Annotated in this window: 15 protein-coding genes and 2 pseudogenes; 10 read left to right on the forward strand and 7 right to left on the reverse strand. The window is 68.1% G+C overall.

Features of this window, described 5'->3' with window-relative positions; translation table 11 throughout:
• Positions 1-190: 190 nt before the first annotated feature.
• Positions 191-823 (reverse strand): annotated as a pseudogene (locus OG357_RS05660) (helix-turn-helix domain-containing protein); the annotation flags it as partial.
• Between the two features lie 198 nt (positions 824-1,021).
• Here OG357_RS05660 and OG357_RS05665 point away from each other — a divergent pair.
• Positions 1,022-1,735, forward strand: coding sequence for a class I SAM-dependent methyltransferase (locus tag OG357_RS05665; RefSeq protein ID WP_329620080.1), 714 nt, complete (start codon positions 1,022-1,024; stop codon positions 1,733-1,735).
• Complete coding sequence (locus OG357_RS05670) at positions 1,732-1,959, forward strand: sulfurtransferase TusA family protein (RefSeq protein ID WP_329620081.1); 228 nt, start codon at positions 1,732-1,734, stop codon at positions 1,957-1,959. The genes OG357_RS05665 and OG357_RS05670 overlap by 4 nt, the downstream gene beginning before the upstream one ends.
• 60 nt (positions 1,960-2,019) lie before the next feature.
• On the opposite strand, the gene OG357_RS05675 is transcribed toward OG357_RS05670, so the two are convergent.
• From OG357_RS05675 to OG357_RS05685, 3 genes are read right to left on the reverse strand one after another with little or no spacing between them, the layout of a single operon-like run.
• Positions 2,020-2,478 carry an ATP-binding protein gene (locus tag OG357_RS05675; RefSeq protein ID WP_024758438.1) on the reverse strand — a complete coding sequence of 153 codons (459 nt, stop codon included), beginning with the start codon at positions 2,476-2,478 and terminating at the stop codon, positions 2,020-2,022.
• Positions 2,479-2,504: 26 nt separating this feature from the next.
• Positions 2,505-3,875, reverse strand: a complete 1,371-nt coding sequence (locus OG357_RS05680) for an APC family permease (protein ID WP_141297511.1) — start codon at positions 3,873-3,875, stop codon at positions 2,505-2,507.
• The gene (locus tag OG357_RS05685) at positions 3,872-4,747 is read right to left on the reverse strand and encodes a carbon-nitrogen hydrolase family protein (protein ID WP_329620082.1); all 876 of its coding nucleotides are present in this window, start codon (positions 4,745-4,747) and stop codon (positions 3,872-3,874) included. Before OG357_RS05685 ends, OG357_RS05680 begins: the two co-directional genes overlap by 4 nt.
• A gap of 627 nt (positions 4,748-5,374) precedes the next feature.
• On the opposite strand from OG357_RS05685, the gene OG357_RS05690 reads away from it, so the two are divergent.
• Both OG357_RS05690 and OG357_RS05695 read left to right on the forward strand, forming a co-directional pair.
• Positions 5,375-6,331 carry a hypothetical protein gene (locus tag OG357_RS05690; protein WP_329620083.1) on the forward strand — a complete coding sequence of 319 codons (957 nt, stop codon included), beginning with the start codon at positions 5,375-5,377 and terminating at the stop codon, positions 6,329-6,331.
• 156 nt (positions 6,332-6,487) lie between these two features.
• Positions 6,488-7,331: pseudogene (locus tag OG357_RS05695) on the forward strand (arsenic resistance protein); the annotation flags it as partial.
• 690 nt (positions 7,332-8,021) lie between these two features.
• On the opposite strand, the gene OG357_RS05700 reads toward OG357_RS05695, so the two are convergent.
• The gene (locus tag OG357_RS05700; protein WP_329620084.1) at positions 8,022-8,606 is read right to left on the reverse strand and encodes a helix-turn-helix domain-containing protein; all 585 of its coding nucleotides are present in this window, start codon (positions 8,604-8,606) and stop codon (positions 8,022-8,024) included.
• Positions 8,607-8,725: 119 nt separating this feature from the next.
• Here OG357_RS05700 and OG357_RS05705 point away from each other — a divergent pair, with 119 nt between their 5' ends.
• Genes OG357_RS05705 through OG357_RS05715 form a run of 3 tightly spaced genes read left to right on the forward strand, consistent with a single transcriptional unit; the run spans position 8,726 to position 10,986 of the window.
• The gene (locus OG357_RS05705) at positions 8,726-9,562 is read left to right on the forward strand and encodes an EamA family transporter (RefSeq protein WP_329620085.1); all 837 of its coding nucleotides are present in this window, start codon (positions 8,726-8,728) and stop codon (positions 9,560-9,562) included.
• A gap of 28 nt (positions 9,563-9,590) precedes the next feature.
• Complete coding sequence (locus OG357_RS05710) at positions 9,591-10,238, forward strand: FMN-binding negative transcriptional regulator (RefSeq protein WP_329620086.1); 648 nt, start codon at positions 9,591-9,593, stop codon at positions 10,236-10,238.
• Between the two features lie 40 nt (positions 10,239-10,278).
• Complete coding sequence (locus tag OG357_RS05715) at positions 10,279-10,986, forward strand: B3/B4 domain-containing protein (protein WP_329620087.1); 708 nt, start codon at positions 10,279-10,281, stop codon at positions 10,984-10,986.
• Between the two features lie 186 nt (positions 10,987-11,172).
• On the opposite strand, the gene OG357_RS05720 is transcribed toward OG357_RS05715, so the two are convergent.
• A complete protein-coding gene (locus OG357_RS05720) occupies positions 11,173-12,138 on the reverse strand; it encodes an FRG domain-containing protein (RefSeq protein ID WP_329620088.1) in 966 nt (321 codons plus the stop codon).
• Between OG357_RS05720 and OG357_RS05725 the strand changes: the two genes are divergently transcribed.
• Positions 12,137-12,304, forward strand: a complete 168-nt coding sequence (locus OG357_RS05725; protein WP_329620089.1) for a hypothetical protein — start codon at positions 12,137-12,139, stop codon at positions 12,302-12,304. The two genes, OG357_RS05720 and OG357_RS05725, sit on opposite strands and share 2 nt — an antisense overlap.
• Positions 12,305-12,682: 378 nt before the next feature.
• On the opposite strand, the gene OG357_RS05730 is transcribed toward OG357_RS05725, so the two are convergent.
• Positions 12,683-13,057: an MFS transporter gene (locus OG357_RS05730; RefSeq protein ID WP_329620090.1), complete on the reverse strand. Its 375-nt coding sequence runs from the start codon at positions 13,055-13,057 to the stop codon at positions 12,683-12,685.
• Between the two features lie 3 nt (positions 13,058-13,060).
• Between OG357_RS05730 and OG357_RS05735 the strand changes: the two genes are divergently transcribed.
• Together OG357_RS05735 and OG357_RS05740 are read left to right on the forward strand one after the other, a co-directional pair.
• Positions 13,061-13,483: a spore germination protein GerW family protein gene (locus tag OG357_RS05735; RefSeq protein ID WP_329620091.1), complete on the forward strand. Its 423-nt coding sequence runs from the start codon at positions 13,061-13,063 to the stop codon at positions 13,481-13,483.
• Between the two features lie 233 nt (positions 13,484-13,716).
• Positions 13,717-15,024: a hypothetical protein gene (locus tag OG357_RS05740; protein WP_329620092.1), complete on the forward strand. Its 1,308-nt coding sequence runs from the start codon at positions 13,717-13,719 to the stop codon at positions 15,022-15,024.
• Positions 15,025-15,137: the final 113 nt, after the last annotated feature.

Genomic DNA, 15,137 nt, shown 5'->3' on the forward strand with positions numbered 1-15,137 from the left:
CTCCTGAACCGGCCCCGTTCGGGGCTCCGGATCTGCCCAGCCGAGATCATCTTCACAACGCTTCGGTCGTCCGCGCTTGGCCACGAGCGGACCGATGATGCGCTGTGGCTGTGTAAGTTCGCGGTTGGTCAGGCTGCGGTGTTGAGGGGGCGTCCGCCCCAACGGATGCCCTTCTCGCTTCGGATGCGGGCGCGTTCACCCGGTCGGGGTGTTTCCGCTCGGCCCAGCCCGAGCTTGCGGTGGGCCGGATCCCGAGTGGGCCGAACTCGTCGAACGCGAAGACCCGGTCGGGGAAACGGTCCAGGACGTGCTCGATCCGGTCCAGCTTCGCCTCGCGGTCGGAGTCGGTGGATTCCTTCCATGTCTTGGTGCGCTGGAAGGTGACTCCGCGGCGGGCGAGCAGGCCGCGTAACGCCTCGCGGCCGATACGGATCACTCGGCCGTGGACTGTGCGCAGGTAGGCGACGAGTTTGCGTAGCGACCAGCGAGTGAAAGGCTGGCCGAGCTTGGTGGGGCGGGTGGTGGCCGTCTGGACAACGAAGTCCTCGTCGTCATCGCTGAGCAGGCGGGGACGGCCTCCCGCCCACCGAGGGCCCAGGCAGGCCAGGCCGATCTCGTTGAACCGGTGGATCACATCGCGCACGGTGTCCTCGTCGGCCGCCACCAGCTGGGCGATCACCGGCACCCGATTCCCGCCGGCCGAGGCCAGCAGCATCATCGCGCGCCGATAGCGCACCGAGTTGGTGCTGCCCCGGCGCACGATCTGCTTCAGCCGCTGCCCCTCCCGGTCGGTCAGTCTGCGCACACGGACAGGCTCGGCCACCGCGCCTCCAGCGGTTGGATCGGACGTCACCGCACATCCAACCGCCACGACAACCAACCCGGCGAACCTATGCGGTCACAGCACTAGCGATCGTCGGTGGTCTCGTTGGCAGCGTGCTGGGGCGAAGATTCAGGCGAATGGTGGTCGGGATCAGGCGAGGGCCGCGATGCAGCATAGATATCCGCCGAGGCTCAATACGTGGCTGCCCTCTGGTCTGTCAGGCAGGCCCAGGCGGCCGACTTCATTCAGTCCGTCCACGCGTCGCATAGCGAGCAGGTACTGCACTCCCGGCGCGCGACGGTTCTGTCCTGGCTCGGCTGGTGCCGAGAGCGCGGCTACGACGGTCCCGCAGTCCCGGCCTGGACCAAGCGGCTGGCGGTGCCGAACTCCGAGACCCCGGCCCGCTCGCGCATGACGATCGACGACGTGCTGGAGCTGGGAGCCGGGCACGGCCGCGACCCGCTGTTCTTCGCCCACAAAGGCTTCACCGTCCAGGCAACCGACTTCAGCCCCGCCGGGCTGGAGCAGCTGCGTAACGTCGCCCGCTCCCAGGGCGTCGAGGAGCGGATGACCACCGCGGTGCACGACGTGCGCGAGCCGCTGGCGCTGCCTGGCGACTCGATGGACGCGGTCTTCGCGCACATGCTGCTGTGCATGGCGCTGTCGACGGCGGAGATCCGCGCCCTGGTCGGCGAGGTCCACCGTGTCCCGCGGCCCGACGGGGCGTTCGTCTACACCGTGCGGCAGGCCGGCGACGACTTCTACGAGCACGGCGGCTTCGCCGTCCATTTCTTCGGCCGCGACCTGGTCGACGCCGTCGCCGACGGCTGGACCCTCGAAGAGATCCACGACTTCGAGGAAGGCGACCTGCCCCGCCGCCTGTGTCGCGTCACCCGGACCTTGCCCCTTTGACCGAGACCCCCGCGCCGCCGGCGGACATCACCGTCGACGGCACCGGTCTGCTGTGCGTCACCCTCTTGCTGAGGCTGCGCGCCCGCATTGCCGACACAGCGGCGGGCACGGTCGTCCACGTCATCGCCACCGACCCCGCCGCCCCGCTCGATCTGCCCGCCTGGTGCCACATGACCGCGTCTCTGACTCAGCGCCCCGTGACAGTCCGATGGCTCCGCAGTTGACGCCGAGCGGATGGGCGAAGAATCGTCGGCCGAGATGGTGTCGCGTGAGGTCGAGAGGGGTCATCGACGAGGGCCTGCTGGAAGGGTGAGGATAGCGATGACGATCTTTCCGTACTCGGTCTCCTCGACCGACCAGGCGCTGGCGAGGCTGTCCACGATGAACAGGCCGCGCCCGCTGGCAGCCACCGTCCCTTCGTCAACAGATGAGTTCGAAGGTCGCGCAGGGACGGCAGTGATGTCGGCCCCGCGGTCGACGACGCCCAACGCCGCACCGAACTCGTAGACCTCAACCCTTATGAGGACCGCACCGCTGCTGTGCTGGATGGCGTTGGCGATGAGCTCGCTGGCCACCAGCATGGCATCGAAGAGCTGATCCTCCGCCTTGCCGTCCAGGACGTCGACCAGGACGGTACGGGCGGCGCGCTGCGGGGTATCGAGTCCGTCGAGCACCACATCACGGTGGATCAACAGGTCTCCGAGGCTCTGGTCATGGACCAGTTCAGCAGTTGTCGTGGACATCCTCGTCTCCTCACATCGGGAGGGAGCTACGCGGTGGCTCTGTCCGTGACCGCGGTGTCGTCGTCGAAGGTCATCTCCGGTGCGGGTCGGCGGAAGCCCTTGGTCAGGACGGCCAGGTAGACGACGCCGATCGCCAGCCAGACGCCGCCGATCTGGAGTGCGACGTCATCGAGCCTCGTGAGCAGGTAGAGAGAGACGCCAACGCCGATGGCCGGCATCACCAGGAAGGAGAAGAGGTTGGGGGTGCGGCCGTCTCTGCGCTCTCGGACCAGGTGGGCGATCACGCAGACGTTCACCAGGGCGAAGCCGAGGAAGGCGCCGAAGTTGATGAACGAGGTGGCTGTGGTCAGGTCGAGTTTCATGGCGATGACACCGGCGGCCGCGGTCAGCAGCAGGTTCAGGACGGGCGTGCCGGTCTTCCCCGACAGCTTGCCGAAGACGGCCTTGGGCAGTGCGCCGTCGCGTCCCATGACGTACATGAGGCGGGCGGCGGAGGCTTGCAGGGCGATACAGGAGGCGATGGATCCGGCGATGGTAACGAAGTTGATCATCTCGGCGTACGTCTCGCCACCGACCAGGACCTTCAGGTGGTAGGCGGCCGCGTCGACGTCGACGAACGTCGCGCCGGGGTGAACCAGTTGCATCACGAAGGACAGCACGATGAAGATCGCTCCGGCGGCGATGACGCAGCCGATGATGCCGCGGCCGATCGTCCTCGCCCCGCCCCTGGCCTCCTCGCCCAGTGTGGAGACGGCGTCGAAGCCGAGGAAGGAGTACGCGGCGATGGCAGCGGCCGCAGTGACCGCGCCGATCGAAGTGCCGGAGTTCCACAGAGCGTCCGTGACGGGGGCGGACGAGCCGTGCTTGCCGAGGAAAACGACACACAGGGTGGCGAAGAGGACCAGCGACCCCAGAGCAATGAACATCAGGACCTTGTTGACGCGGTCCGCGAGCTTCATGCCGAAGACGTTGATGGCGGTGGTGATGCCCACCGAGACGATCAGCCAGACCCACTTGGGTATGGCAGGGAACTGGGCGTTGAAGTAGATCGCGGTGATCAGCCAGCCGACCATCGGGATGAAGAAGTAGTCGAGCAGCATCGCCCAGCCGGACAGGAAACCGATGCGGCTGTCGAGCATCTTGCGGGCGTAGGTGTAGACCGATCCCGCGCCGGGCACAGCGCGTGCCATCTTCGCGTAACTCAGCCCGGTGAGCAGCATCGCGAGGGTGGCGACGGCGAAGGCGGTGGGGGCCACGCCGCCGCTGGTGGCGGCGACCACGCCGAACATGGTGACGACGATGCCAGGGGAGATGTAGGCCAGGCCGAACAGGACGACGGAGAAGAGGCTCAGGTCGCCCTTCAGTCTCATGTTGTTCCCCGTGGTCTCGCTGTTCATCGTGGCTCCTCGGTGGTGGGGGCGGGGTTCCAGGTGGCGGGGTCGATGCGGCCCCCGTACAGCGGGAGGTCGAGGGCTGGGTCGCCGGGGCGGAATTGGTCCCAGATCCGGTTGAGACCGGCGGTGCCGTAGCGGCGGACGTTGCTGACCTCGTCGAGATCGATCACGTCGGTGAGGGTGGAGTCGCTGGCATCGACGGTTTCGGCGCGCACCGTGCCCTGGGGGTCGATGACGAGGCTGCGGCCGATCCCGGAGGGGGCAGCGGAATTGACGCTGGCGACGAAGACCTGATTGGCGATGGCATTGGCGCGGTTGAGGACGACTTCCTGTGCGCGATCGCTCGTCGGCGTGCGGACCACGTTGACGATCAGCTCGGCGCCCATCCAGGCCAGATGGCGGGAGATCTCCGGGAACCAGGTGTCGTAGCAGATGGACAGTCCGATGCGGCCGACCCCGGCGAGGTCGACGACCTCGAACCGGTTGCCGGGTGTGGTCGTCTCGTACGGGCGCCACGGACAGATCTTGCGGTACGCGGCAAGGCGCTCACCCCGTGGCGAATAGACCGGTGTCGTGTTGTGGACGCGGTCGCCGTCTCCTCGCTCGTAGACGCTGCCGGGTACCAGCCAGATGCCCAGATCCCCCGCGAGCTCGGCGAAGACCGCGTCGCGTTTGCCGTCGAGCGGCTCGGCCGCCTGCCCCGGGTCGGCCGGGACGCCGGGGGCGCTCTCGCCGAGGTGCAGTTCGGGGTAGACGACGAGGGCACCGGTTGCGCGTAGTTTCACGCGCCGCTCCACGTCGGCGGTAAAGCCCGCGAGGTCGTCGGCCGGGCGGCCGGGCGCCTGGGCGAGGATCAGGGGCAGGGGGCGGGCCATGCGAGAACACCAGCCAATCGAAGGGTGCATTTTACCCGGAGAAGTCGACGGAGATTCGGGCTCCGATAACCAAAAGTTCCGGTGAAATAAGAATGCGCCCCATCAGCCATAGCCTCAAATACTTGGAAGGGCTGATTACCATGCCCTTGAGGCATGAAGGTGCCATGCTTCCCGCGCCTCCCGAGGGACTACCCCCACGGAGATCCGAGTGCTGCGCTCATTCCTGAGCATTGTGGAGACCGTTCCGCCACCAAGGCTGCCGAGGCGGTCCGCGTCGCCCTGCCCTCGCTGTCGCGCCAACTGCACAGTTGGTGAAGGGCCTCAAAGGTGACGATCTTCGACCACGGTGGCTGGCCAGCACTTCCTTCCCCTGGCCCGCGCCCCGGCCGCCCGTGCGGACACCACCGAGGCCGCAGTCGATGCACTGACCGCCGGCCGCGCCACGCGGATCACCGCGGTGGCGCCGCCCGTCACCATCACCGGCATGATCACGCCGTTCCTGGCCACCTGGGGTCCGGGCGCACCCGCCTCACCATACCGAAGAGTAACGGCTAGATCGCATAGTGTAATCGGTAGCGATCTCAGCGCACACCTTGCGTCACGGCTCGTAACCTCTAGCCTCCGTGCATGGCATTTCTCTCAAGTCGCCGCAGACGGGCACGCCTTTCCCTGGAACTCGACGACGCCGCCCTCGGCCGGCTGCTGAAGTCCCTTCAGTCGACGCCGAATACGGGCGCGATCGGGACGACAGACCTGTACATGGCCCAGATATCCCGTCTCTTGAACCAGAGCCGGGCCGACTGGGACCGCCGCACCCATCAGCTCTCCGTGCTGGCGTACCGCCTGTCGGAATCGCACGGGCCCCGCGCCTGGGCCTCTCGCGAGCCGCGCAACGCGAGCGCGCTCGTCCTCTCCGCATGGGCGCAGCTCGAACGCGGACGTTCCCGGGGGTACTTGGAGGACGCGGCCGGCATCGCCGACAGCTGTCGGCGCGCCGCCGAATTGGCGCCGGAGGACCCCACTCCCTGGGTGGTCATGCTGGGGCTCTCACGGCTGGAGCGCCGCAGTCAGCCGGAGGTGTTCGGCCTGTGGAACGAGGTACTGGCCCGCGACCGCTGGAACCGCGAGGTGTATCTGAGCATGCTGTGCTATCTGGGGCCGGAGGAGATGGGATCGCGCAGCCAGGTACTGGACTTCGTCGACGCGATCCGCGCCCGCGTACCCACAAACGCGCCCTGCGCGGCCACCGAGCTCACCGCCCAGGTTATGCAGTACCACTCCGTCCTCGCCCTGGGCGGAGTCGAGGCGCTGATGGCACGCAACCACTGGTCCCACGCATCGGCCGCCCAGGCCCTCGACCGTGCGGCACACGCTTGGGCCCAGCCCGGGTTCTTCCACCACGCGGCGGCCCTCGCCGACCTGAACGTGCTGGCCTACGCGCTGATGGCCGCCGAGCGGCGCGGCGAGGCCCGTCCGGTCTTCGAGGCGATCAACGGTACGGTCGCGGCCTGGCCCTGGAGCGTCGGAGGTGACCCGGTGTCCGAGTTCGAGAAGGCGCGGATCAGGAGCGGGACCGGCGTGTGAGTTGCAGGGACCCCTCGGCAAGGCGAGCCGGACAGCTCTTGACGGCAGAGCAACGTGGGAGGGAGCCCGGCATCTGCCGGGCCCCCTCCCACGAGTCGCCAGTGGTAGACGTCAACCGCAGATGATGTTCACGGCCTCGAGGGTCCTCCTGGCCGCTGGACGGCACCCGGCCTCGGGCCGGGGCTGGAGCACGCGTCCGCCGAGCTGGTCCGCTCGCTGCGTGACGGCCGGTTCCTGTCCGCCGCGGTGGTGGTGGTGAACTTCGTCGTGGTCCCGCTGGTGGTCGCCGCGAAGTTCACCTTCCTGTCGCCGACCAGGCCGTCCGCCTCGGATTCCTGCTGGTGCTGCTGTGCCCGTGCGTGGACTACGTCATCGTCTTCTCCGGGCTCGCCAGCGGCTCCAGCCGCCGTCTGCCCGCCGCGACCCCAGCGCTGCTGGTCGCGCAGATGTTGCTTCTCCCGGGGTTCCTCTACCTGTTGGGCTTGGAGCTGGCCGACATCGTCGAGGTCGGCCCGTTCGTCGAGGCGTTCATCGTCCTGATCGTCATCCCGCTCGTCTTCGCGTGGGCCCCGCAGGCGTGGGCGGCCCGCCGGGTCGGACAGAAGGTCTCAGACGCCGCGACCACCACGATGGTGCCGCTGATGGCCGGTACCCTGCTGGTCGTGGTCGCCTCCCAGGTGCCCATGCTCGGCGACAGCCTCGCCGATGTCGCCCCGTCGTCCCGCCCTACGCGGCGTTCCTCGTGGTCATGGCGTTCGCCGGCAAGGCAGTGGTCCACCTGCTCCTCCTGGAGGCTCAAAAAGGTTGGGCGATCGTCTTCACCGGCGCGACCCGCAACTCCCTCGTCGTCCTGCCTCTGGCTCTGACCCTGGCCGTCGCCGCTGTCGTTGTGGTCACCCAGGCCCTGGTCGAGGTCCTCGGCATGGTCGCCGATGTCCGGCTGGTGCCCCGCCTGGTCCCCGCCACCTCCCGCGCTGGGGACATTCCCGTCGGGCCGTGACGGTTGGCCGGGCGGGAGACGGCAGACGGCCGCAGGGTTGTAGTGGGCGAACCCACGTCAGGTTCTTCCCCGTAGAGGAAGAACCGCGACCGGTTCCCGGGAGGAGCCCCACGAGATTCAGCGAACTCGTCGGTTTCCGGTTAGCGGTTAGCGGTTAGCGGTTAGCGGTTAGCGGTTAGCGGTTAGCGCATGGTGTGCCCGCAGATCTGAGATGGCCACCTCATCGCCGTCCGACCTCAGCTCGATCTGGCGCGGCTTGGCGGCAGTCTTCTCTGCAAGTACGAAGCTTCAGTGCGCGCTGACCGTGGCCTTCGCCCGCCAACCCGCAAGTGCGCCGTAACTGGTCGATCCGCTTGCCCAGGGCATGCGCCATCCGCGTCAGCTCCAGCCCGTCCCCGAAACGCCCACATCAGCCTCGCGCGTCAGCGCCGGCTCACGGATGCCCTGGGCCCACTCGGCGTCGTGGCGCCAGGGCGTGCCGAGCCCGGTCCGTCGATCGACAACACGAGGAAGTGCCACGTGCGTGAGACTGAGCAGCGGCGCCCTCGGTGTGAGGCAGCGGAAGGAACGGCTGGTCGGCGAGCACGTCCTGTGCCACGAGGGGCGAAACCGTACAACATCCAATCAAGGCGTTTGACATCGACCCCAGTCGACCAAGGCGAGCGGAGCGGGCCCGCATCCGTGGCCTGGTCAGGCCGCGGATGCGGGCCCCGGCGGCAGATGGACGGTCATGATCAGATGGCAGGGCTCGTCGCCCACCCCGCGATAGGTATGGGGGGCGTCACCGTCGAACGTGGCGGTCTGCCCGGCTTCGACGGGGTGCTCCGCGCCGTCGACGACCAGGACCATGCGCCCCGCGGTGACACTGACGGTCTCCACGACGCCGGCCTGATGGGGGTGGCTGGGGTACTCCTCGCCCGGCTCGAGACGCCAGCGCCACACCTCGACCGGAGCGGGGCCCGAGGTCGTCAGCATGAGCCGGGCCTCGCTGCCCCGCTCGCCCGCCCACAGCGGCATCACGGCGCTGGCCGAGACCACGCGGACGCGCCCTTCGGTCGGACCTTCCATTAGCGCGGAGACCGAGACACCCAGCGTGTCGGCCAGCCGGACCAGGGTCGCGAAGTTCGGATTGCCCTGCGCCTTCTCCAGCCCGACCAGGGCCCCCTTGCTGACCTTGGCCCGGCGGCCAAGCTCGTCCAGGGACAGGCCAGCGCGAGTGCGAGCTGAGCGGACGTTGTGCGCGAGCGTGCGCAGGGCCGCGTCTGTTTCGGTCACCTGGTCACCATCCCCATCGGTCGGTCAATGGAATGCATCCCCCGGTCGTTCGGTTGACAGAGGGCGGTCGTTCCGTTGTACGGTCTAGTCGTTCCACTGTAATCGTAAGGGATCGCCTCGTGATAGCTCTACTGCTGGCCCTGGGCAGCTCACTGGCTTACGGATGCGCCGACTTCCTCGGCGGCCTGGGCGCCCGTAAGGCCCACGTACTCCGCACTGTGATGGTCGCCGCGCCGGCCAGCCTGGCGGTCGAGCTGCTGTTGTGGCCCGTGCTCGGTGCCTCGTTCAGCCCCGCCGCTCTCGGCTGGGGCGCCGCCTCCGGCTTGGCCTCGGCCGCCGCGTTCGCCCTGCTCTACAAGACCCTCGCCATCGGCCCGATGAACGTGCTCTCCCCGGTCACCGCGCTGGTGTCCGCCGTGCTCCCGGTCACGGTGGGCCTCATGCAGGGCGAGCACCTGGGGATGGCCGGCCTTTTGGGTCTGCCGCTCGCGCTGGTCGCGGTCGTGCTGGTCAGCGCCGGACACGGGACGGGCTCGTCCCGGCCGTCGCGTACGGCGCTGCTGCTGGCCCTCGGCGCGGGCGCGGCCATCGCGCTGCAGCTGATCTTCCTGCACCAGGCTCCGTCCGACAGCGGCGTGGCGCCGTTGATCATCGGCAGAGCGGTCGCCTCGGTTGTCACACTGACCGCGGCCGGACTCCTGTACCGCAGGCTCGGCCCCGAGAAGCCCGCCTACGCTCTGTCGGCCACCGCCGGTGTGCTGGACTCGCTGGCGAACCTGCTGTTCCTGCTCGCCGCACGCAGCGGCGACCTCACCGTCGTCGCCGTGATCACCGCCCTCTATCCGGCCGGCACGGTCCTGCTCGCCCGCAGCGTGCTCGCCGAACGCATCCACAAGGGGCAGGTCGTCGGCCTGGGCGCAGCCGCGGTCGCCGTCAGCCTCCTCGCCCTCACCTGATCGCCCTGCGCACCTCAAGGAGCCCCGCATGTTCATCCAGCCCTGGGACGCGGCCCTGGACGAGGCCGAATGGCAGACCTGGATCGCCGACGGCCACGACTTCGGACTGCTCAGCGTCAACGGCCTGCTCGGCCACGCGCCAACCACCGTACCCACCCACTTCGTCCCCGACGGCAATCAGCTGCTGATCCATCTGGCCCGCCCGAACCCGGTCTGGGAGTCGATCGAGGACGACCCGAACGTCACCTTCACCGTGATCGGCGATTACGCCTTCGTCCCCGGCCCCTGGCGCGCCAAGCCCGACACGCCTCCCACCGACGGCGTGCCCACCAGTTACTACGCGGCCGTCCAGTTCATCTGCCAGGCCCACATCGTCGACGAGCCGGAAGCCAAGGCCGAGCTACTGCGCCGACAGATGGCCCAATTTCAGCCCGACGGCGACCACGCCCCCATCGAGGTCGACCAGGCGCCGTACGGGCGGATGCTGCCCGGCATCCGCGGTCTGACGCTGGAGGTGACGGAGGTCCGGGCCAAGTTCAAGTACGACGACCACAAGCCCGTAGAGCACCGCGCCACCGTCGCCGAGCGCCTCACCGACCGCAAGCAGGCCCTCGACGAGCCCACGGCCCGCCAGCAGCGGCGCCGCCTGGACCGCATCGGCCCCTGGAAACCCTGACCCCGCCCACCCCGCACCACCTCGGAACGGAGCTCTACCCATGACCGCCTTCCGCATCACCCCCGCCGTCGCCAACGCCTTCCCCGACACTCTCATCGCCGTGGTCACCGCCAGCGGACTGCGCGGCCACGAGCCCTGGCCCGACACCGCCGCTGCACTCGACGGCCTTGAGCAGCAGCTGGCCGCCGGCGCCTGGGCCCCGGCCGACGAGAGCGACCCTCGGATCGAGGCGTGGCACACCGCCTACCGCTCTTTCGGCACCAACCCCCGCCGTATCCGCCCCAGTGTTGACGCCCTGGGGCGCCGCATGGCCAAGAAGGGCACCCTGCCGCGCATCAATCCGGCCGTCGACTCGTACAACGCCGTCTCCGTCCACCACGGCCTGCCCGCAGGAGCCTTCGACCTCGACCACGTCTCCGGCGCCGTCGAGATCCGATACGCGGACGGCACCGAGGAGTTCACCGCGCTCGGTGAACCCGACATCACTGAGAACCCCAAGCCCGGCGAGATCATCTACACCGACGCCGCCGGCGTGCTGACCCGGCACTGGAACCACCGCGACGCCCACCGCACTCGCGTCACCGAGGACTCCACCCGCGTCGCCTTCGTCCTCGAAACCCTCCACGCCACCCGCGACGGCCACCTGCTCAAGATCGCCGCCGAGGAGCTGCACGGCCTGCTGATGCTCCACGCCGAGCAGACGCGCGTGCACTACCTCAGCCCGGAACATCCGGAAGTCACAGCGTGAGCCCGCTAGGACATAGAAGCCGAAACGGCTGGGTTCGCTGTCAACCGCCTCGATTGAATGACAAGGGACAAACTGAATCCGTACGTCGCCTGTAAGGTCTCAGATTTCGATGCACAGCCTCATCCGCGATACTCCCTGGTCGTAATCGCCCCATCGAATCGAACCGTCTGCGACGGTCGGTAGCATTCATCCTGCCGGGATCGAATAAGTCCGGACTAATCTGCCGATTTCCCGTAGTGCCAGTCTGCGCACTTCGTAAATCGGCGGGTACATGCTGTCCATGGTGATCGGCTTATCCAGAGCCTTCAGGCGGTCACGCAGCCCGCGTTTCCATTGCTTCTTGATTCGCACGGTCCAAGCTTTGGCCGGCCACTTGGCGCCGAGGGCTGCATTCTTCGGGAAGAAGATACTGAGGTTGGAAGTCTCATCCAATTGTTGTGCGGTGAGCCGCTTTCCCTTGAACGTCATGGTTCGATCGGGATAGATGGCGGTCAGGCCGCCGACGAGGAAGCGGCCCCGCTGAGCGCGCATGCGGGGGTCAAGGTCGTTGGGGTGGATCACGGCAACCCGGTTCGTCCAGGTGGACTTGGCGTAGTGGGGGCCGAGCGCGGCGCCCTCCCACTCCAGTGCGTCCTGGGCCGTGAGGTCGATGGTGTCGGGCCGACCGTTCTTCACGGCGGGGAGTTCGATGATGAAGAGGCGGCCTTCGGTGTCCTCCGCACGGTCGACGGCGAAGAAGAGGGCTTCGAACAGTCCGGCGGAAACGTCGATGAGCCGGGTGGGGATTCCGTGGTGCTGGAGGACGGCGAGGAGTTCACCGTCTGTCATCAGCCGTCCGAGCCCTTCGCCGTACTTCAGCGCCCTCAGAAGGTGCTGCTCAGCGTTCTGCATTTTACTCTCGGTCACGGCGCGGTCATTCACCCATATTTCCCGGAAGAGCCTGGAGACGAGTGCATAGCCATCATCGGGCTGGCCACGGTAAAATGTCCGCTCGGACTCCGGAAGAAGAGGCACACTTCCCTCTGGGCGGGGAGGCTGTGCGCCTGCTTCCATCCACTCCCACAGGGTCTTTTCGGAGTTGATTCCGACCTTCTCGTTAATTTCACGGTCCCGGAAGAAACGTCCGGGCGAATATCGCTGGGGAGCGTCCATGGCGCACTCCTTACACAGGGTGCCCGTTCCGCTGCGGGCCTGCGTGGATCGAGCGTGGCACATGGTCCGCGGGCGCGCACGGCAGCGGGGCGCAGCCGCGCTCGCGGTACGGCAGGAGTACGACCAGTGGACCCGCGCAGAGCACGCCGTGATCTCGGGAGCCTGACGCCCAGACCCGAACCCCGCCTCCCGGAACTGGTGACGCTCGCCAGCGGCGGCTGGAGGCTGGGCGGCATGAGCGACGAGCAGCAGGCGCTCTCCCACCTACACGGCGGCGACCCCGACGAACCCGCTCGGGCTGCAACTGGGCTGCACCTACGCCGAGCTGACCAGTGGACCGCTAGGCAGAACGCCACGTTCGTGAGACTGAGCGGCTGCGCCATCTACCTGAGACAGCGGAAGAAGTGCTGGCGACGAGCACAACCTGCACCACGAGCTGCGAGAACCTACATCGCCTTGTGGGGCCTCAATTCCGTGACCAGATCTCAGACTGTTTGGCCACGAGTCCGAGACAACCACGTCAGCGGCATCACTCGCTCGAGCGTCACCTGGCCTCGGCTCTTCCCAGCCCCTGTCCGGGGTTCGTCTCGTACATGCGGACCGCCACCACCAGCCCGGAGGCGGCGGTGAGGGCGGCGATGGCCCAGATCGCGGTCGTCAGGCCGTAAGCGTCGGCAAGGACGCCGGCGAGGAGGGCCCCGACGGCGAAGCCGCCGTCGCGCCACAGGCGGTAGACGCCGACGGCGCGGGCGCGCCAGGCGGGGTGGGCGACGTCGCCGATGACGGCGAGGAGGGTGGGGTAGACAAGGGCGGTGCCGATGCCGAGGAGGACTTGGGCAGTGGTCCTATCCGGCCGGGGGGGGAAGGCGTCTGGTGGCCGTCGAGCCGGAACGCGACTGCCCCCATGGACCGGAGGCACCCCATGACCAACGCACAAGACGGGCCCGAGTCCGCCGTCCTCGAAGACCTGACGTCGGCCCACGCATCCGTCACCCTGCTGGAACGCCTGGCAGACAAGCTCGGTGGCCGTGCTTCCGTGGCCGCCGTCCACGGCGAGCCCGCCGTGGGTCAGGGCGTCACCATCATCCCGGTCGCCCGCATCGGCTTCGCCTTCGGCGGCGGCACGGGCCGTGAAGTCAACACCTCAAGAATCGGCGAGGGCGGTGGAGGTGGTGGAGGAGCCGGAGCCCAGCCCCTCGGCTTCATTGAGATCAGGAACGGCATCGCCACATACAAGCCCATCCGCGACCCGTGGGTGGGCGTCGTCGTCCCGCTCGCCGCGCTCCTCTCGGCTATCGCCGCCCCTCGGCTGGCACGTCGCCTCGTCAAGCGCCGCACCCCCTGACTGCCCAGTCCGCATGAAGCCGTTCAGCTGCCGAACCTACGCCGCTCACCAGAGACGGCCGTCGTATGGCATGACGTGAGATGGAGACGAATACCCAGGTCACAGCATCGGGAATCGAGGCCGAGGATCCTACGGTGAGCTGCCACCTCGGCACGCCCAACTCGACTAAACATGTGGAACGTTAGCCACCGCTGGGTGATGCTGTTCTGTTGCCCAGAAGCAAGGAGCGTTCCGTGGAGATCCGGCCGTTGCAGGAACTGCAGGCCGCCGACGAACTGTCGTTGGCCTTCAACCCGTTCGGACTCGGGGGCCGGATGCGTCCGGAGGATGCCGCCGAGTTCCAACAGAGCCAGATCGCCGGGCTCGTGCTGTCGGACCGAGTCGCCGAGGGGACCCGTCGGTCCTTCGAGCGCCTCCGAAACGTCTTCGCCTACGGCGTGCTCTGCTACGACATGTACACGCTGGTAAGTGACGCGGCCCTCCTGGCATTCGAACAGGCCCTGCGCGACCGCTTCATGGAGTGGTGTGCCGGCACTGTCACCTTCTCCCTCGCCGAGCCGGAGGAGACCGGCTCCTTCACCGTCACGTCGTTCGAGGACGTGACTGGCTTGACTAAACGGCTGAGACGACGCAAGCCCCGTCTCCTGGTGAACGGAACGCCCATCGCGTTCAACGGAATGCTCGGCGGCCTGCGGCGGTGGGCGCGTACCGCAGGGCTGCTCCGTGGCAGGCGAAGCATCGGCATCGAGGATTCCTTGGCCGACCTGCGCAACCACGTCGCCCACCCGACGCACCACCAGGTCGACACCCCCGTCGACGCAGCCCGCACGCTTTCCGATCTCGCCGAGTTCGTCAACCAGCTGTGGGGGGAGCCCACCGTCGGGGGGCGGCATTTCCCTGCGCCTCTCCGGCGCGAGATCCTGGCGCTGAGCTGGGGCCCCGATGGGCGGATAGGACTGGAATCAGCAGACGCGCTGCGCGAACAGCCACACTCTGCTGACGGCGCCGAGTACGTGCTGATCAGGGCCTTCCACCGGGACCGAACTGGCCGCCGCCAAGAGCTTCACTGGATGAACTTCGACAGCCGCTATGAGCTCACCCAGTACCCGGTGGACTACCTCTGGGGCCCCGGCAGCCGGGATGAAGCACTCGCATGGCACGCGGAGCATCGCCCTCAGGAGGACACGACCGACTTCGTCGACCGCGTATTCCTGCTCCGCGAAGTCGACGGACGGAGCCAGCACCCGATGCGACCGGAGGTGGCCGCCGGGTTGCTCGGGGACGAGCGCATCGGCACATGGCACGCGCTACGGGCCGACTACCCGAGCGACGCCTTCGTTCACGCCCGCGATCGAGGCGAGTCCGGCGCCGGACACACAGTCCGGCCCGGCGACTGCACCGCGTGCTCCGTCGAGGTCATCGGCTCAGGTGACCTCGACCAACTGCTCCTCGTTGCTGGTGTCGCCCCCGGAGACTTGCGGCCCATTCACCCGCCTGCCCTCCGAAGCCCACTCGCATTGGATGCAGCCCAACGCCTCTGATCCCCCTTGACCGCACCCTCGCCAAGCGTGCTGGCCTCACCCAGGAAGGGCCTCCCGTTGGGTAGGCGCGCGCCTCTGACGGCGCAGGTCCTCCTCGTTTCATGGCCGGTGCG

This window comes from Streptomyces sp. NBC_01255, from assembly GCF_036226445.1.
Lineage (GTDB): Bacteria > Actinomycetota > Actinomycetes > Streptomycetales > Streptomycetaceae > Streptomyces.